This window comes from Streptomyces sp. NPDC040589, from assembly GCF_055594445.1.
On sequence record NZ_JBVIWP010000004.1, the window covers coordinates 380,081 to 397,955 of the forward strand.

A 17,875-nucleotide genomic window follows, 5' to 3' on the forward strand; every position below is an offset into this window, starting at 1 on the left:
AGCGACCGCGTACCGGTTCAAGGCGGCAGGCGCCGGTCAGCAGGTCGAGTTGGTCTGGGTGAGGAGGCCGAGCCGCCACGGGAGGGTGTTGTGGTCGCCGCTCGCGTTGGGGTTCATGCCCTGGTAGAGGTACTGGAGCCGGCAGGCGGGGATGGTCAGTGTCTGGTCGTGACCGGCACGGATCATCTCGCCGTGGCTGATGTCCCTGGTCCAGGCTCCCGAGGGGAAGGTGACGTTGTTCGACTTGGCGAAGGGGTTGCTCTCGGAGGCGGCCAGCTGCGTCCAGGAGCCGGCGAGGTTGCTCGTCGCCTTCGCCGGGTCGGGGGAGCCGTGGAGGCCGCGCGGGCCGGCGGAGCGCAGATCCACACCAGGGGGCTGCCCCACGGGCTGCCTCCGCGCGGCGCCTACTACCCGCCCACCGTGATCACTCGAGCCCCCGACGGCAGCGACGTCCTCACCAAGGAGCTGTTCTGCCCCGTCGTCACCGTCGAGACCTTCACCGCCGAGGACCAGGCGGTTCGCAGGGCCAACGCCACCGAGTACGGACTCGCCGCCTCGGTCTGGACGCGGCCTCGACACCGCGCTGCGGCCGGCCCGTGGCATCGAGGCCGGCGTGGTCTCCGTCAACGCCTACAGGGAGGGCGACATCACCCCCCCCTTCGGCGGCTGGAAGCAGTCGGGATTCGGCGGAGCGGAGAAGTCCACTGACGCCTTCGACCAGTGGACCCGGGAGAAGGCGATCTGGATCCGTACCCGCTGACCTCGGCCTCGGCCTCAAAGGCGATCCGAACGTATCCGCTCCCGCAGCTGGACCGGGGAGGTGCCGTGCCAGCGGCGTACCGCACGGCGCAGCGCCCGTTCGTCGGAGAATCCGGCCCGGCGCGCGATGTCGCGCAGGGTCAGTTCCGGGCGGAGCAGGAGCTGTTCGACGCGCTCCCGCCGCACCCCCTCGACCAGTGCCTCGTACGTCGTGCCGCAGTCCGCCAGCCGACGGCGCAGCGTCCGCTCGCTCGTGGCATGCCGCCGCGCCTGATCACCGAACGAGGGCGCCTCCGGGAGGCCCTGCGCGACGGAGATTTCCAGCACCTCCAGCAGATCCTGCTGGTCGCGACGGGAAGACATCTGCGCGTCGAGCATCTCCAGCGTCGACGCGTAGCTCACCGGGGCCCGGCCCGGCATCCGGGTACCGGCCCACGCGGGGTCGATGACCATGCGGTTGGCGGGGGCGCCGAAGCGGACGGACAGCCGAACAGGGCACCGTACAGGTCGCGTCGGCGCGGCGGAAGAAAGGAGAACTCCACCAGCCTCGGTGCGAAGGCCGGACCGACCGCCAGCCGGGACAGGGTGACCACAGAGGCGAACGCCTCCTCGCTCAGGAAGACGGCCACGGCCCGGTCCATGGCGGGATCGGGAAGATCGGCGCGCAGCACGAAGGCATCGTCCTCCTCACCCGCACCGGCCGACCAGACCACCATCGCCCCGGACAGGTTCTGGTACTTCACCCCGGTCTCGATGGCGTGCCGCAGCGTGTCGCCGGCCATCAGGGCGAAGCCGAGCAGGCCCCACGCGGTCAGGCGCTGCGCCGTGCCGACCCTCAGCCCCAGGCGCTCGTCCCCGGTGAGTTCCAGCGCACGGCGGATCACCGCACTGCCCTGCCGGTACGACACCCGCAGCGCGGCGGAGCGCATGACCGTCTCGTCGAGTCCCAACTGCTGCAGCGAGAGCCGCAGATAGACACCGCGCTCGTCGCCGACCACGACGAGACAGCGCAGGATGTTCGGCTGGATCGTCCGCCGACGTGCTGCGGCTGGTCCCGGGAGGGTCAGCCTGACCCGGGGCAAAGGACATCGCACTGACCTTCTCCTCGAACCCCACCGGTCGCGCGCTCCGGCCTCCGAAGTCCCCTGTACGGCCCCCGGCGTCCTGAGCCTGCCTGTCGCGTCCTTTGATGCTCCACCCCCGGTGGGTGCCGGGCACCCGGTCCCCAAGATCGGCGCACGGAGGGGTGCGACCTTGGCGTTCGCCGCGCAAGGCGTGTCCGTCGGCGCCGTGTACACGACCGTCCCTGCCGTCACGGAACACCTGGCTTCCTGGGGCAGGCCGCGATCCGCTCTGCCTGTTCCGCCTCACGCGCTGGCGGCAGAGCAGGGGCGGACGGCACAACGATTCCGCCCGGCGCTTCTACCTGGCCGCTCATGCCCCGGGACCCGACCCGACCGGAAATCGGCGGCAACTTTTTCGCCTCTTGCGGCTACTGAGTAGCGCAACGCCGACACGCTCTTCCGAACGGATGAACATGCAAGAGACACGCCGGGCCGCGCGGCAGCGCAGGCGCAGACGCGGACTGATGGTGGGCACCACCACGGGACTGGTCGTCACAGGTCTTCTCGTCTGTCTGGTCATGACGATGCAGTCCGACCGCGAGGAGGAAGCCGGGCGGGCCCCGGCCACGGCTGTCGCCGACTCCCAGGGGACCAGCCCTCCGGCATCGCCGGATCGCAAGCCTTCCACAGCCTCCCCGCCCGCCGCCTCCGCGACCCCGTCGGCCGGCCCTACGACTCCGACCGCTTCCGCGACCGCGTCGACGGCGCCGGCATCGGCCTCCCCGCGGACGGCTCCTGCCACATCGTCCTTGGCCGGACGGATCCGGCCCAAGGCCACCTACCAGGGAGTAGCCACCGTCTACAAGGCCGGGACCGGGGACGGCGCCTGCTCGTACGGCCCGAGCGGCGACATGATGATCGCGGCGATGAACACCACCGACTACGAGACGTCCAAGGCCTGCGGGTCCTACGTGCTCGTCCGCGCGGCAAACGGCGCCTCCGTCACGGTCCGGATCACCAACGAATGCCCACTGCCCTGTGCACCAGGGCAACTCGACCTCAGCGAGCAGGCCTTCGCCGAACTGGCCCCCACCTCGACCGGCCGGATCGCCATCACCTGGAGCCTGTTGAGCCCCGACACACCCGGCACGATCTCGATTCGCTACAAGACCGGATCCAGCCCCTACTGGTGTGCCGTCCAGGCCATCGGCCACCGCAACCCGCTCGCGCGGCTGGAGGTCCGCACCGGCAATGACTGGCGCCAACTCACCCGCACCGACTACAACTACTTCCTCTCCCCCGACGGTGGCGGGTGCGGCGGCGCGATCAGAATCACCGACATCTACGGCGAACGACTGACCATCAACGGGATCGCCTTGCGACCGGAAGCCACGCAGCCGACGCGGGTCCAGTTCGCACGGCACTGAATCCGCCGCGAGAACCGGGCCCCTCTGCCTCCCGGGCCCGCCGGTCGGCGTGGAGGAATCGGGCGGGCCCTGGAGGGTGGGCGTGTGTCACACGGTGGTGCGGGCACTGCCGTTCAGGCTGAAGGCGGAGGGCTTGGCGAAGGGCCGCCGGAGGTGCCCTGGAAGCCGAAGGTCGCCAGGCCGCCGGCCGGCACCTCTCCGTTGTGGGCCACGTTGCTCGCTGTGACAGCTCCTGACGCCCCGGACAGGTTCGCGTTGCAGCCGTTGGTGATCCGCTGGCCGGAGGGAAGGGTGAACGCGAGCGTCCAGCCGCCGACGGGGGAGGAGCCGGTGTTGGTAATGGTGACGTCGGCGGTGGAGCCGCCCTGCCAGACGTTCGTCGCGTACGCCACCTTGCAGGCCGTGGAGCCGCCGGGGCCGCCGAGGTCACCGGAGGAGCCTGTGTTGACGGTGGAGGAGAACGAGTTCGCGGCGAGGCCCGCGCCGTTCTACCAGGGGACCCCGCCTGAACACTCGTCAGGTACCAGTTGTTCTACGCGAGTCCCCGGAAACGGCCTGCCGGGCGAAGTCCGTGACGTCGAAGCTCCAGTTGGTGATCGCCGACGGTGCGACGAACGACAGCACGTCCGCCTGTTCCTGGTCCGGAGCCGCCGCCTGACCGTCATACGATCTTTCGATCGCGACGGGGAGGACGGACATCATGGCGCGAAGCGAGAAGAGCGGCCGGAGGAAGGGAGCGGACGGCGAGAAGGACGAAGGATGCTGCGCGGCAACGCTCGACACGCTGGCCCACCCGTGCTGCTGCGGCGGTGTGTCGCAGGCGGCCATGCTGCTCGCCGTCCTCCGCCCTTCGCTCACGGCCGCCGGCCACGGCGCTGACCCCGCCGCGCCCTCTCCGGGCGGGCGCGTGTCCGCCTCGATGTACCGGGCCGTACGCCACTACCGCGTCGCGGTCAGCCCGACCCGGCCGGCCTGCTGCCCATACACCCCGACCTGCTCCACCTATGCGGTGCAAGCACTCCATCGCCACGGAGCCCTGCGCGGCGGTTGGCTGATCCTGGGGCGTCTGCTGCGCTGTCGGCCCGGTGCTGCCCGCCGCCGGGGCTTTCGGGACCCGGTGCCGCCGGGCCGCGGCTGACCGACACCCCCGCCCGCGGATCCGCCCGTCCGGCCCGGTACCCGATCACCGGCCGCCCGCTGCCCCATTCCGGCACGGCGCCGCAGGTGTCACGCGCGCTGTGGCCTCCGGCCGGGGCCGTTGGCAGGTTCAGCCAGGATATGTCCGGTCACGCCCACCGTTGGACCGGCGCCACGGCCACTTGGGCACTTGGGCACTTGGGCACTTGCCCAGCGATGCACGCGCCACAGAGGTCCGGGCCGTCTGCGACCTCGAACGTGATGTGAGTGAACCCGCGATCGCCCAGCACCATGTCCTGGCGGCGCCGGGGCCGGGCGCGTCTGCCCCGCACCGGCGGTACCGCCTGGAGCAGGGGGATCAGCTGCGTGACGTCGTTGCGGTTCCGCCGGTCAGGGCGGCGGCGAGCAGGATGCCGGTGGCGTCGGTGATCAGGTGATGCCTACTGCCCGTCCTGCCCCGGTCGACGGGGCTTCGTCCGGGCTCGGAGCCCCTCTAACGCCCGTATGCGGGAGCCGTCGACGGCCGCCCGGGAGAAGTCCAGGGGTGGAACACCAGCCGGTCCGGATGCCGCTTGCGTCCCGGATGCCGGGCCAACTTGATCGCCCGGCCGCCGAACTCAGCGACATCAAACGGATCCTCGCGCGGTTCGTGGATCACGATGGGCGGTTCGGACCAGCTCGAATTCGGAGCGCCGCGGCACCAGGTGGTTGCCCGAGCCGCACCCCGTCGCCGTATGAGCGCTGACGTGGTCGCTTGACCCGGGCGGGCTCGGCCCTTCCGCCGAGCCCGCCACGGCGTCAGCGCTGCCGTGTCAGCAGACCCGGACGGTAGGGCAGGAGGCCGTAGTCGCCGCCAGAGTTGGGGCTGCGCCCCTGGTAGAGCAACTGCAGATTGCAGGGATCGACGGTCATCGTCTGATCGGCGCTGGTGCGGATCAGTTCGCCATGGCTGATGTCGTTGGTCCAGGTGGCGCCACTGTTGGCTTTGCCGGCGAAGGGATTGCTCTCGGTCGCGGCCTGGGGTGTCCATGAGCCGTTCAGACTGGTGGCCGTGAACGAGCGGAAGTAGCGGCCCTGCGAGCCGATCGCCTCGACGATCATGAGGTAGCGGTTCTGGCCTTGCAGCTTGTAGACCTGCGGGGCTTCGAACAGGTTGTTCGTCGTATCGCTCATGACCACTGTCGAGGTCGTGCCGAAGCTGCCCGGGAAGTTCCCGATCGGCATGGTGGCCCGGTAGATCTTGCCGTTGTCACCGGCGAAGAACAGGTACATGTTCGTCCCGTCACCGATGAGCGTCTGGTCGATGGGTCCTGTTCCGGAGTCGGGGATGCTTCCGGAGAAGAGCACCTGCTGGGACGACCAGCCATTCGGGTTGGTGGGGTCGCTCGACGTCCGGTAGGAGAAGGCGGTCCCGCCCCACTGGTAGGCGAGCACCCAGATGTTCTTCGGCGCGAAGTAGAAGAGCGTGGGCGCGACGGTGGAAGCCGACATCGTGTTCTGGCCGGCCGAGGCCATCTCCGACCAATTGGTGAACAGGCCGAAGTTCATCGAACCCCACCTCGTCCCCGTGTCGTGCGTCGTCGCATAGACGAGTTGCCTGCCGTTGTAGGGGACGACGGTGAAGTCCTTGAGCGAGACCCACCCCGGCTTGGGCTGCGCCAGCGCGCCCGTTGATGTCCAGCGGTATGTCGACGGAAGATCGCACGGGCCGGGATTGACGCCGCCGAGCTTGACCAGCTGCCACTGCTGGTTGGTGCCGCCCCAGTCGTCGTACTGGACGACGTTCGCGTTGTCGGCGGTGGAGGCGCCTTGCACTTCGAGGGCCTTGTTGCTGTGGCGCGAGATGAGCCTCACGTAGCCGTCCGAGCTGTCGGCCAGCCGCCAATGCTGGTTCGTGCCGTTCAGGTCGGCCCACTGGACGATCGAGCCGCCGTTCGTGGTGGACCAGTTGTGGACGTCCAGCACCTTGCCCGAGTGGCGGGACTTGATGCGGTAGTAGCCGCCCCCGGCATCGACGAACTGCCACTGCTGCTGGTTCTGATCGTTCCTGGTCCACTGGGAGATGCGGGCGCCGTCGTCGGTCGCCATGTTGTGGACATCCAGGGCCTTGCCGCTGTTGCGGTTGACCAGCACATACGAGGCGTTGGGGTCTACGGTCGCCGCGCCGGCGGGCTGGGCGCCGAGGAAGGTAGCCACGAGCAGCAAGGGCGCAAGGACGGCGAGTAAGCGTCTCAGGCGGACCGGGGACGGGTGGCGAAACCACATCAGTAGGCCTCCTTTGGGGGCGGGGTGGGGTGACCCCGATGAGCCGCGGAGCGGACGTGCCGGAGGGCATGGGCAATCTCGAATGTTTCGAAGAATTCCCGGATGCTTCGACGCCACAAGCTAGGAATGTGCTGCCCTCTGGTCAAGGCCTGTCGCCGATCTGTCCACAAACCGCGCCTCCCCTTTGGGCTTGACAAGCTGTCACGCCGACCGGAAAGCGCAGGAGTTGGCGATACGGCCTATCAGTCCAAGGTGCCCGCGCGGAGGAGAGAAGTCGAGCAAGCGGCGTCCGCACACTCGTCCCGGCCCGGGCCCCGGCTCCGGCCCTACGGCATCCGCCGACGGTGGCGCAGGGGTTCGCCGTCCGGCTCGCCAGGATTCCGAAAGTTTCGAGCGAGGAACGGAAACTTTTTCTGCGGAGAGTATTGACGATCCATGTCAGTACCTCAATCATCCCTGCCTGAGAACCCGGTCATAGTTCGAGATGTCGAACCACGTCGGCCCTGAGTAATCGTGCTGCACGGCAGATCCACGCACAGCTGCACGGCAGATCCACGCACCAAAGCACCCGCGCCACCCTGTCTCGTTCCGGTGAGGTCCGCACCAGCGCATCCTGGATCTTCGCGCAGTCAAAGAGGTACGCGACGCCGCGTCCCGGTCCCGTGACCGCGGTGTCCGGTGATTCCGTGCTGCCCGGGTTCCGGCCCGTCCCGTCCGCCCGCCGAGTGGGAGCGGACGACGCATTCCCCTGCGCTTCAGTCCTTCCGTGATGCCTACCTTGGAGGCACAGTCATGGGCTCGTACGCCCTTCCCAGACCGGTTGTCCGCCGGAAGATCCGCAGCCTGCTGTTGGCGCTGGTCGTCGGCGTCCTCGGTGTGGTCGCCGCACTGGTCGCGCCGCCGACCGCACACGCCGCCGAGAACACCCTCGGCGCCGCGGCGGCGCAGAGTGGCCGCTACTTCGGCACCGCCATCGCCTCGGGCAGGCTGGGCGACTCGGCGTACACGGCGATCGCCGGCCGTGAGTTCAACTCGGTGACGGCCGAGAACGAGATGAAGATCGACGCCACCGAACCGCAGCGGGGCCAGTTCAACTTCACCGCCGCAGACCGCGTCTACGACTGGGCGGTGCAGAACGGCAAGCAGGTGCGCGGCCACACCCTGGCCTGGCACTCCCAGCAGCCCGGCTGGATGCAGAGCCTCAGCGGCAGCTCGCTGCGCCAGGCGATGATCGGCCACATCAACGGCGTGATGGCCCACTACAAGGGCAAGATCGCCCAGTGGGACGTCGTGAACGAGGCCTTCGCCGACGGCAGTTCGGGAGCCCGGCGCGACTCCAACCTGCAGCGCACCGGCAACGACTGGATCGAGGTCGCCTTCCGCACCGCACGCGCCGCCGACCCGGCAGCCAAGCTCTGCTACAACGACTACAACGTCGAGAACTGGACCTGGGCCAAAACCCAGGCCATGTACGCCATGGTCCGGGACTTCAAGCAGCGCGGCGTGCCGATCGACTGCGTCGGGTTCCAGTCGCACTTCAACAGCGGCAGCCCCTACAACAGCAACTTCCGTACCACCCTGCAGAACTTCGCCGCCCTCGGCGTCGACGTGGCCATCACCGAGCTCGACATCCAGGGCGCATCGGCCACGACCTACGCCAACGTGATCAACGACTGCCTGGCAGTCCCGCGCTGCCTCGGCATCACCGTCTGGGGTGTGCGCGACACCGACTCCTGGCGACCGGAGCACACGCCGCTGCTGTTCAACGGCGACGGCAGCAAGAAGCCCGCCTACACCGCCGTCCTCAACGCACTCAACGGTGGCTCCCCCACGCCCCCTTCCGATGCCGGACCGGTCAAGGGCGTCGCTTCGGGCCGCTGCCTGGACGTGCCCGGCTCCAGTACCACCGACGGCACCCAGCTCAACCTGTGGGACTGCCACAGCGGCACCAACCAGCAGTGGACGTACACCGCCGCAGGTGAGCTCAGGGTCTACGGCAACAAGTGCCTGGACGCCGCCGGCACCGGCAACGGCGCCAAAGTCCAGATCTACGGCTGCTGGGGCGGCGACAACCAGAAGTGGCGCCTCAACTCCGACGGAACCATCGTCGGCGTCCAGTCCGGCCTCTGCCTCGACGCCGTCGCAGCCGGCACCGCCAACGGCACCCTGATCCAGCTCTACTCCTGCTCGAACGGCGGCAACCAGCGCTGGACCCGCACCTGATGGGACCTGCCTCAGACGAGAGGGTGAATCGATGAAGACCTACGGTGCGGGTTCCCCCGCCCCTCCACGCAGGCACCGCTGGTGGTCCCGAGTCGCCGCCGTGGTGGCGGCGACCCTCGCGATCGGCATGCTCGGCGCGGTGAGTCCGGCGCCCGCCGAGGCGGCGACGGTGGACCCCAATGCCTGGTACGTGCTGGTCAACCGCAACAGCGGCAAGGCGCTGGACATCTCCGGCGCGTCCACCGCCGACGGCGCGCGGGTCAACCAGTGGACGCGCAACGACGGAGTCAACCAGCAGTGGCAGTTCGTGGACTCCGGCGACGGCTTCTACCGCCTCAAGGCGCGGCATTCGAACAAGGTCCTCGACGTGTCCGGTGCCTCGACCGCGGACGGTGCCGCGATCCAGCAGTGGGCCGACCACAACGGGGCCAACCAGCAGTTCCGCCTGGCCGACTCCGACACGGGCCACGTCCGGCTGGTCAACCGCACCAGCGGCAAGGCGGTGGAGGTGCAGGGCGCCTCCACCGCCGACGGCGGCAACGTCGTCCAGTACTCCGACTGGGGCGGCGCCAACCAGCAATGGCAGATGATCAAGCTGTCGGCCGGTGGCGGCGGCGGATGCGGCAGCGCCCCGACCCTGGCGAGCGGTACGCACACGATTCAGAGCGGCGGCAAGAGCCGCAGCTTCATCCTCAGGGTCCCCGCCAACTACGACAACAGCCGCCCCTACCGGTTGATCTTCGCGTTCCACTGGCGGGGCGGAACGGCCGGCGACGTCGCCTCGGGCGGCACGAGCGGGAACGCCTGGTCCTACTACGGCCAACAGGAGCAGTCGAACAACAGCGCTATCCTCGTCGCCCCCCAGGGCCTCGGCAACGGCTGGGCCAATTCGGGCGGTGAGGACATCACCTTCGTCGACGACATGATCCGGCGGATCGAGGGCGGCCTCTGTGTCAACCCGGCACAGCGCTTCGCCACGGGATTCAGTTGGGGCGGCGGTATGAGCTACGCACTCGCATGCAGCCGGGCGAACGTCTTCAGGGCCGTCGCGGTCATCTCCGGCGCTCAGATCAGCGGGTGCAGCGGCGGCACCCAGCCCATCGCCTACTTCGGAATCCACGGCATCAGCGACAACGTCCTCAGCATCGCGCAAGGACGGTCCCTGCGCGACAAGTTCGTCGCCAACAACGGCTGCACTGCCCAAAGCCCGCGCGAGCCCACCCCGGGCAGCCGAACGCACATCACCACCACCTACTCGGGCTGCCGTGCCGGATACCCGGTCCAATGGGCCGCGTTCGACGGAGGCCACATACCCGGTCCGGTCGACGGCTCCCCCGGCGAAAGCGGCGTCACCACCTGGACCAAAGCAGAGATCTGGAGGTTCTTCGCCCAGTTCCAGTGACACGCCCGCACCACTGAGTGGAGCCAGGAATGATCCTGGCTCCACTCCATCGACGTCTATCCCAGATTGACGGACGGAGAGGTCTTTGCAGGGAGCGCCCACGCCTTCGGACTGGGCGCGACTGGCGAACAGGCCGTGGGAGACGTGGCGTTCGAGGAGCACGCTTTCCTGTGGATCGACAGGAGCGGAACCTCGACGGGATGCGAGCCCACCCGGTCGGGATCGACCTCTCGGAGAAGCAGCTCGCCACTGCTGGCGCGATGCAGGCGGAGTTCGGCATCGACTTCCCCCTTGTCCTGGGCAATGCCGAGACGGTGCCCTACGAGGACAGCACGTTCGGCCCGGCGATCAGCGAGTACGGCGCCTCGTTGTGGTGCGACCCCTGCCAGTGGATCCCGGAGGCCGCCCGGCTTCTCGTTCCCGGAGGCGGCTGGTGTTCTCGCGCCACTGACCGCTGTTCGCGCTGTGTGTACCGCCCGAGGGACCGGCGTCCACCACTCTGTCCCGGCCTCAATTCGGCCTGACGCGGCTGGACTGGGGGAATCACGTGGAGTTCGTCCTGCCGCACGGTGAGATGCTTCGTCCTGCGTGCCTGCGACTTCGTCGTCATGGCAAACGACGCGTTCTCGGCCCTGAGCGACAAGTGGTGTCGGATCCCGGGCTCTGGTCCACTTTCTGTGGCGCGACTACGGAGAGTCAGCTTGCCGACTCCGGCATGTGCCGGCGGTCACGCTTGCCAGTTACTGCGGGGCCGCGTCCCTAGAGTTTTCGTTCGCCGGTCTTCGGCTGGTCGCGTTCGGCGGACTCCATGAAGTCCAGCATGAGGTGGTTCACCTTTTCGGCGTGGTCTATTTGTGGTCCGTGGCCTGTGCCGGCGACAACCTCGACCCGGGCGCCCGGTATCAGTCGGGGAATGCGCTCGGCCTGCCGCTGCGGATGCACCATCAAGCTGTGCTTGCCGAGTACCACGTACAGCGGCGTGCGGATGCCGGCTAGCTCGGCGTCGGACAGGGGGAGCGGCGACGGGCGGCGAATGCGGAAGGCGCGTCTGCTGGCGTGAACCATGGCGCGCAGTTCTGGTACGACCAGTACGGGCTGGTCGAGCCAGGCCGCGAGCCGGGGTCGTAGCGCTCTGGGGGCGAAGGTCGCGAAGAGGCCGGCGAAGATCCAGACGAAGAAGCGCAGTCCCACTTTCTCCAGGCCGCCGGGGTCGAGGAGGGTGGCCGAGGCGAGGCGTTCGGGTTTGTGGTGTGCCTGGTTGAGGGCGAGCCAGCCGCCGTAGGAGGAGCCGACGAGGTGCACGTGGTCGAGTCCGAGCGCGGTCAGGGTTTCGTCTAGCCACTGTGCGGCGTGCTCGGGCTGGTGGATCGGGGCGCGCTGCTCGCTGCGGCCGGGATCCCCCGGGGTGTCGAGTGCGTAGACGGGGCGCGCGGCACTCAGTGCGGGGGTGTTCGGGTACCACATGGCGGAGCAGGACCCTGCGCCGTGAAGGAGGACGGCGGGGGTGCGGTCGCGGGCGGCCGCATTGGCGGGGTCGTAACGGTAGACGTGCGTGGTGCCGAAGGATGTCTCCACGTCCTGCTCTGCGGACGCGGTTGCTCCCAGCGCATAGACCGCGTCGCAGGCTGCGAAGTAGTGCTCACGTCGGATGTCACTGAGGTAGCGGCCGACATCAGATGGGGGACGCGGGACGGACTCGGGCACGGCCACCTCCGTGGGGTCTGGATCGTTCGTGATACGAACGTACCACGTGTTGTGGTACGACTGTATCAACACGAGGCTGCGGTGCAGCCTCGACAGCGTCGACTCATGGAAGTGGAGAAGCGGATCGTGCCCAAGCGGGTGGACCATGCGGAACGGCGGACCGAGATCGTGGAGGCTTTGGTCCGCGCCTCCGGGCGACTCGGCCTTCATGCGGTGGGGATGCGTGACGTGGCGGCGGAAGCAGGGGTATCCCTACGGCTGGTGCAGTACTACTTCGAGTCCAAGGAGAAGCTGCTCCTGTTCGGGCTGCGGCATGTCACGGAACGCTTTGGGCAGCGGGTGGCCGCCCGCGTCCGGGCTGCCGGGGACGATCCGGGACCGCGCGCGATCGTCGAGGCCCTGCTCTGGGCAGCGCTGCCCACCGACGAGGAAAGCCGAGTGTTCCACCACCTGTACACCGCGTACGCGGTCCTGGCGGTCACCGATGCAACGCTTGCGGCTCAGCCGTACATCAAGGAACCCGACACCGCCGAGGCCACCGTCACCCAGCTGCTCACACAGGCGGCGACGGACGGGCAGTTGCGGCCCGGAACGGATCCGAGTGCGGAGGCGATCAGCTTGCTGGCCATGTCCGCAGGACTGGGCACCAGCGTCCTAGTGGGCCAACGCAGCGCAGAGTCCGCTGCCGCGGTCCTCTCCTACCACCTCGACCGAATCTTCCTCGCCCCTGCGCACCAGTCCCTGACGTAGCCATCGGCGCCGGCGACGGACCATGGAGAACACACTCAACAGGCCAGAAGAACTCGCTTACGCAGCAACGCGAAGCCGGCGCGGCCGAACATCTGGCGCTTGAGCATCTTGAGGGACACTCGGCCGGACGGGTGCCGTAATGACGACCTCGTGCAGTCCGAGCCAGTAGGGACTGGTTGCCCTTGCGCTGGGCGAATTCGTCCACGCCGACCACGCGGGGTGCTGCGGTGGCGGGGTCCGGAAGCGAGGCGATTAGCCTCAGCAGGGTGTTCCGGCTGACCGGAACCTTGAAGGCGTCCGTCATCCGGGCGCCGGCCCGGCCCGGCCCGCGAGCGCAAGACCGACCGACACCAGCGTCGACCGCGGCCGCTCGGTCCGTCGCCCGAACCTGCGGGTGAGGCCGGGTACGTGCTCGGCGAAGGTCTTGCGCTCGCGGGATTCCTCCTCGCAGACGAACCGCCGCACCCGCAACGACACCACGACGAACTTGCCCACCGTCGGCAGATCACGAGGAAATCGCAGGTAGGAGCCGTGTATTCGCCCCGACCAACATCCACACCCCGGACAGGCCGCCCGCCCTGCGGACGTATGGGCCTCGACCCGGACGACCGTGTCGGTCACCTCGACTGATTCCACCAACACGCCCTCGACCGAGGAGAACAGCAGCTCGTCCAGCTTCGGCAGCACTTCGTTCACGGCGAAGGACTGTCGACCACACCGCCATCCAGCCGGGCGATTTTCGGGCGAACTCGCCCGCCATCACACGAAGATCAACAGTCACCCTGCGTACGCGCCCACACGAAGTGGACCAGAGCCGGATCCCGTCGCCAAAACCACCGGGTCGGTGGTCGTGGCGGTTGGATGTGGGGTGACGTCCGATCCGATCGCTGGAGGTGCGGTGGCCGAGCCTGTCCGTGTGCGCAGACTGACTGACCAGGAGGGGAGAAGCATTCAGCTCCACGACGCGTGCGCAAGCAGTTCGGGTCATTGCTCCTGTACGGGAGGTGGTGTGCGCAGCGCGATCATGGCGACGTCGTCGTCATTGTCGCTGGGGCGGACCTGGTCCAGCAGTGAGTCGCAGAAGGAGTCCAGAGGGCGGTGGGCCAGAGAGGCCGCGTGTCGGCGCAGCCGGTCCAGCCCCTGATCGATGGAGTGATGCGGGGATTCGACCAGACCGTCGGTGTAGAGCAGGAGCGTGGCCCGGGGCGGCAGGACGGTGACGGCGTCGGGGCGAGCTCTGGTGACTCCGGTGCCGAGCAGGATGCCGTGAGCCTCGTCGAGGTAGCGGGTCTGACCGTCATGGGTGATGAGCAGGGGCGGCGGGTGGCCGGCGTTCGTCCAGCGCAGGTGCCACAGTGCGTCGTCGCCGAGTGTGAGCCTGGCGAGGATCATCGTTGCCATGGGCACCTCGGCTATGTGCATCACGGCCTCGTCGAGCCGTGTGACGACGGCGCTGGGCGGGGCCTCGGGGTGGGACCAGGCGAAAGCACGCAGCATGTTGCGGACCTGCGCCATACCGGCTGCGGCGTCGAGATCGTGCCCGACGACATCGCCGATGGCCAGTGCGTGGGCGTGGGAGGCCAGAGCGAAGGCGTCGTACCAGTCACCGCCCACGGACGAGGCGTCCGGAGCGGGTACATAGCGTGCGGTCATCTCCAGCCCGGGCAGGGCGGGCAGCTGGGGCAGCAGGTGGCGCTGCATGGTCTCGGCGACTTTGCGCTGACGCTGGTACAGGCGCGCGTTGTCCAGCGCCAGGCCCGCCCGGCGGGTGAGGTCCTCCAGCAGTGGCAGGTCGGCAGGGGTGAAGGCGTCATGACGCCGGGCGCGGCCCAGGGTCAGGGCGCCGAGTACGTCGCGCAGTCCGCGAATGGGTGCGATGACAGCGGAGTGCATGCCCGTCTCGGTGAACAAACGCTGCTGCTCGACCGCGATGCCCGAATCGGGCGGACCTTGGTAGGTGGCGGGGCCGGCGAGGGAGGAGGCGGCGCCGCGCAGAGCCCGCGACAGCGGCATCGGCGACTCTGCCGGCACGGGAGGCATCGGGCCTTGCAGGTCATCCCGCTCGAGGAGAATGCCGTCCTTGTGTTCCGTCACGAGAACACGTCGCACTTCGTCACGTTCGGTGAGTAGGTCGAACACCGCCCAGTCCGCGAGCCGGGGCACGGTCAGGGCCGCCAGTCGGTGCAGCGCCTCGTCCACGTCCAGGGTGGTCGTGAGCTGTGTGGTCGTCTCCGCCAGCAGGGCCAGGCGGTCCAGTTCCGTCAGCGGCGCGGAGTGCCCGCCATCGTTCTGGTGCACGTCCTCGGGCTCGTACAGCATCGCCAGCGCACCTGTCGCGCCGGGACCAGGTGCGTAAGGCGTGACCAACCAGGACAACTGGACGAGAGTGCCGTCCCCGCGGGCGAACCACTCGGCGTCGCCATGCCTGGTGTCCCCCGTGAGGAGGGCCTTCCTTATCCGGCAGCGAGTGCGCGGCACCGAGTGCCCGTATTTGTCCCGGTGCAGCAGGTCGTGGAAGTCCTGGCCAACGAATTCCGAAGCATCCCTGCCCAGCAGGCGTTGGGCTGCGCCATTGGCCGCGAGGATGAGGCCATCGTCATCGACCGAGATGGCGGACGCCCGCAGGTTTTCCAGCGTTCCGTCGAGCAGGGCGCCAGACCTCGCCTGGTGCCTGGACAGGGGAGTACCTTCCCTGCCGGGAGCGGCGATGTCGTCCATGTCCCTCCTCCGTCAAGCGCGAATCGTGCCGGGTACCCCAACTGGACCCCGACATGCATCGGAGGCACGCAGTCTCGGCACGGCTCGCCACCCGAGGGGCTCACTGGAACCTTGTGAATCGCGACCATGCAGGCGTGGATCACTACCCCTCCGGCGGACCGGTTCGGTTCGGCTCCCGAGCCGGCCGGCAGACGCTCGCCCGGCGCGGTGCTGTCGTACCCCGCCTCGGCGATGCCCCCCGTGCGGCCAGGTCGGTCGCGGCCGCCACGAGGGGGGCGTCGCGGTCCCCGAACGGGATGTACACCAGCTACCTGCTGACGTCCGCGGCATCGGACAGGTCGAGACGGGGAGGGCGGTTGTGCCTCAATCGGAGACCAGGCGGATCGCGGCTTCCATCAGGGCGGCGCGGGAGCACGGTGGTCGGCACCCCGGACCTCCGCGCGACACTGTCCACCGCGCGCTGGCGGTTCCCTGACTCGTCGGCGAGCCCTCGAGAAGGATCTGGCGGCCGTCTCTCGAACGTCCAGAGCCAGCGGATGGGCCCGATCGAGTGGATCACCGGAACGAATGAAGGCGCCATGTGACTCGGATGCCGCATTGCCGACGGCGTTTCGTACGCACTGTCTATGGCAGTCTGCTCCGTTGTGTGCTTGATGTGACACGGGAACGTCCCTAAGGGGTGCGCTTGAACGCGGTGAAGCGGAGCCGGGCGACGAGGAGTGCCGCTGGAGTCTCGGTCGCAGTGCTCCTGCTGCTGACAGGGTGCGACGTGCAGGGGATCTACCGGCCGGCTCGCCCCGCGTCCGGCGGCCCGTACACCTTCTACGTGAGCCCCGACGGCGACGACGAGAACGACGGCCTCTCGCCGGAGAAGCCCTGGAGGACCCTCGACCACGCCAACGGCGTGCGCTTCCGGCCCGGCGACCGGCTCCGGCTCAAGGGCGGCGAGAGGTTCCGGGGCAGCGTCACCCTGGAGGAGGGCGAGGCGGGCAGTTCGACGGAGCCGGTCGTGATCGAGTCGTACGGCACCGGCCGCGCCACGATCGCGCCGCGCGGCTCGTCCGGCATCACCGTGCGCGACACCGCCGGCGTGCAGATCAGGAACCTCTCGCTGATCGGCGACCGCAAGTCGTTGCGAGAGGGAGTCGGGATCGGCTTCCGCAACAGCCTCCCGGGTACCCGGCGACTCGACCACGTCAGGATCACGAACGTGGAGGCGCGAGGCTTCCAGAACGGGGTGAGCGTCGGCGCGGAGAAGGATGCCGTCGCCGGCTACGGCGACGTGCGGATCAGCGACGTCTCCGTGCATCACAATCTTGAGAGCGGGCTCGTCTTCTATGGGCCCGAGTTCGAAGCCGACCGTCCGACCTACGCGCACGCGGGGCTCCGGATCGAGCGAGTCAAGGCGTACTCCAACACCGGCGACCCGCAGAGCGACAAGCGCAACACCGGCAGCGGCATCACGCTCGGTAGCGTCCGGGACGCGAAGGTCATGCGCTCGGTGGCCCACGACAACGGCTCTACCTCCGCTGCCGTCGCCGAGGAGGGCCCCGAGGGCATCTGGGTGTACGACTCCACCCGCGTGGTGCTGGAGAACAACAGGTCGTACCGCAACCGCACGGGCTCAAGGGTCGACGGCGGTGGATTCGGCCTGGACAACAACGTGTCCTTCTCGGTCATGCAGTACAACTTCGCGTACGGCAACGACGGGCCTGGCTTCCTCGTCTACTCCGGCCAGCCGACCGGCGCCCACAAGAACAACATCGTCCGCTTCAACATGAGCTGGGACGACGCACGGAAACTGCCTGAGTACGGCGGCATCGTCGCCTACGGCACCCGCATGGCGAACTTGGACATCTACCACAACACCGTTGTGATGCGGACGGAAGGCCTGGCCTCCGCAGAGGCCGCGGGGAGCCGGCCTCCGGCGCTCAGGCTGCACGATGGCATGCACGGCGTGCGCATGCACAACAACATCTTCGCCACTGACGGCGGCCCCTTGATCTCCGCCCAGTCGTCGTACAGCCCCAGCACGCTTCGGCTTCAGGGCAACGTGTACTACAGCACTGGCCCTTGGTCGGTGGAGTGGGGCGCTCAGTCCTTCACGGGGCTGGACGGCTGGCGCACCGCCTCCCGCCAGGAAACACTCGACGGCGAGCCGGCCGGCTCGAGCGAGGACCCGTGCCTTCCTGGTCTGGTAGCCCCGATCACCGACGGGGCCGGCGCCCGGAACCTGGTGCCGCACTGCGAGAGCCAGGGGCTCGTCGGTCTCGGGCCGCAGGCGTTGGGCATCGGCGTGGGTCCCGTCGACTACTTCGGCGACCGGATTCCGCAGGCGCTGACGGCCGGGGCCGCGCAGACGCGCACTGCCGACTGACTCCAGCGCGCTGACCACCGAGTCGCGGAGGCGGCCGCCCTCCGCCTGT

The 17,875-nt window shown here is 68.7% G+C and carries 11 protein-coding genes and 5 pseudogenes; 8 read left to right on the forward strand and 8 right to left on the reverse strand.

What is annotated here, in order from left to right; translation table 11 throughout:
- Nucleotides 1-36 precede the first annotated feature (36 nt).
- Nucleotides 37-306 (reverse strand): annotated as a pseudogene (locus ACZ58V_RS19640) (non-reducing end alpha-L-arabinofuranosidase family hydrolase); the annotation flags it as partial.
- Between the two features lie 9 nt (nt 307-315).
- On the opposite strand from ACZ58V_RS19640, the pseudogene ACZ58V_RS19645 reads away from it, so the two are divergent.
- A pseudogene (locus ACZ58V_RS19645) lies at nt 316-760 on the forward strand (aldehyde dehydrogenase family protein); the annotation flags it as partial.
- Between the two features lie 14 nt (nt 761-774).
- Here the strand turns inward: ACZ58V_RS19645 and ACZ58V_RS19650 are convergent.
- Nucleotides 775-1,848, reverse strand: a pseudogene (locus ACZ58V_RS19650) (AraC family transcriptional regulator).
- Between the two features lie 448 nt (nt 1,849-2,296).
- On the opposite strand from ACZ58V_RS19650, the gene ACZ58V_RS19655 reads away from it, so the two are divergent.
- On the forward strand, nt 2,297-3,250 hold the full coding sequence (locus ACZ58V_RS19655) for an expansin EXLX1 family cellulose-binding protein (RefSeq protein ID WP_471291081.1): 954 nt from the start codon (nt 2,297-2,299) through the stop codon (nt 3,248-3,250).
- An 87-nt stretch (nt 3,251-3,337) separates the two neighbouring features.
- Here the strand turns inward: ACZ58V_RS19655 and ACZ58V_RS19660 are convergent.
- Nucleotides 3,338-3,877, reverse strand: a pseudogene (locus ACZ58V_RS19660) (cellulose binding domain-containing protein); the annotation flags it as partial.
- Between the two features lie 292 nt (nt 3,878-4,169).
- Here ACZ58V_RS19660 and yidD point away from each other — a divergent pair.
- Nucleotides 4,170-4,388 carry a membrane protein insertion efficiency factor YidD gene (gene yidD / locus ACZ58V_RS19665; protein ID WP_471291721.1) on the forward strand — a complete coding sequence of 73 codons (219 nt, stop codon included), beginning with the start codon at nt 4,170-4,172 and terminating at the stop codon, nt 4,386-4,388.
- Nucleotides 4,389-4,650: 262 nt separating this feature from the next.
- Here yidD and ACZ58V_RS19670 read toward each other — a convergent pair.
- Together ACZ58V_RS19670 and ACZ58V_RS19675 are read right to left on the reverse strand one after the other, a co-directional pair.
- Nucleotides 4,651-4,929: pseudogene (locus ACZ58V_RS19670) on the reverse strand (transposase); the annotation flags it as partial.
- A 256-nt stretch (nt 4,930-5,185) separates the two neighbouring features.
- Nucleotides 5,186-6,652, reverse strand: a complete 1,467-nt coding sequence (locus tag ACZ58V_RS19675) for a non-reducing end alpha-L-arabinofuranosidase family hydrolase (protein ID WP_471291082.1) — start codon at nt 6,650-6,652, stop codon at nt 5,186-5,188.
- A 792-nt stretch (nt 6,653-7,444) separates the two neighbouring features.
- Between ACZ58V_RS19675 and ACZ58V_RS19680 the strand changes: the two genes are divergently transcribed.
- The 3 genes from ACZ58V_RS19680 to ACZ58V_RS19690 all read left to right on the forward strand — a co-directional run bounded on the left by ACZ58V_RS19680 (nt 7,445) and on the right by ACZ58V_RS19690 (nt 10,801).
- Nucleotides 7,445-8,875: an endo-1,4-beta-xylanase gene (locus ACZ58V_RS19680; RefSeq protein WP_471291084.1), complete on the forward strand. Its 1,431-nt coding sequence runs from the start codon at nt 7,445-7,447 to the stop codon at nt 8,873-8,875.
- Between the two features lie 31 nt (nt 8,876-8,906).
- Nucleotides 8,907-10,277, forward strand: coding sequence for an RICIN domain-containing protein (locus ACZ58V_RS19685; RefSeq protein ID WP_471291086.1), 1,371 nt, complete (start codon nt 8,907-8,909; stop codon nt 10,275-10,277).
- Between the two features lie 170 nt (nt 10,278-10,447).
- On the forward strand, nt 10,448-10,801 hold the full coding sequence (locus ACZ58V_RS19690) for a class I SAM-dependent methyltransferase (protein ID WP_471291088.1): 354 nt from the start codon (nt 10,448-10,450) through the stop codon (nt 10,799-10,801).
- Nucleotides 10,802-11,036: 235 nt separating this feature from the next.
- Here the strand turns inward: ACZ58V_RS19690 and ACZ58V_RS19695 are convergent, their stop codons facing one another.
- The gene (locus ACZ58V_RS19695; RefSeq protein ID WP_471291090.1) at nt 11,037-11,987 is read right to left on the reverse strand and encodes an alpha/beta fold hydrolase; all 951 of its coding nucleotides are present in this window, start codon (nt 11,985-11,987) and stop codon (nt 11,037-11,039) included.
- A gap of 120 nt (nt 11,988-12,107) precedes the next feature.
- Between ACZ58V_RS19695 and ACZ58V_RS19700 the strand changes: the two genes are divergently transcribed.
- Nucleotides 12,108-12,731, forward strand: coding sequence for a TetR/AcrR family transcriptional regulator (locus ACZ58V_RS19700; RefSeq protein WP_471291723.1), 624 nt, complete (start codon nt 12,108-12,110; stop codon nt 12,729-12,731).
- A 300-nt stretch (nt 12,732-13,031) separates the two neighbouring features.
- On the opposite strand, the gene ACZ58V_RS19705 is transcribed toward ACZ58V_RS19700, so the two are convergent.
- Nucleotides 13,032-13,427: a transposase family protein gene (locus ACZ58V_RS19705; protein WP_468188973.1), complete on the reverse strand. Its 396-nt coding sequence runs from the start codon at nt 13,425-13,427 to the stop codon at nt 13,032-13,034.
- Nucleotides 13,428-13,715: 288 nt separating this feature from the next.
- A complete protein-coding gene (locus tag ACZ58V_RS19710) occupies nt 13,716-15,449 on the reverse strand; it encodes a PP2C family protein-serine/threonine phosphatase (RefSeq protein ID WP_471291092.1) in 1,734 nt (577 codons plus the stop codon).
- Nucleotides 15,450-16,191: 742 nt separating this feature from the next.
- On the opposite strand from ACZ58V_RS19710, the gene ACZ58V_RS19715 reads away from it, so the two are divergent.
- Nucleotides 16,192-17,826, forward strand: a complete 1,635-nt coding sequence (locus ACZ58V_RS19715) for a right-handed parallel beta-helix repeat-containing protein (RefSeq protein ID WP_468188977.1) — start codon at nt 16,192-16,194, stop codon at nt 17,824-17,826.
- Nucleotides 17,827-17,875 lie beyond the last annotated feature (49 nt).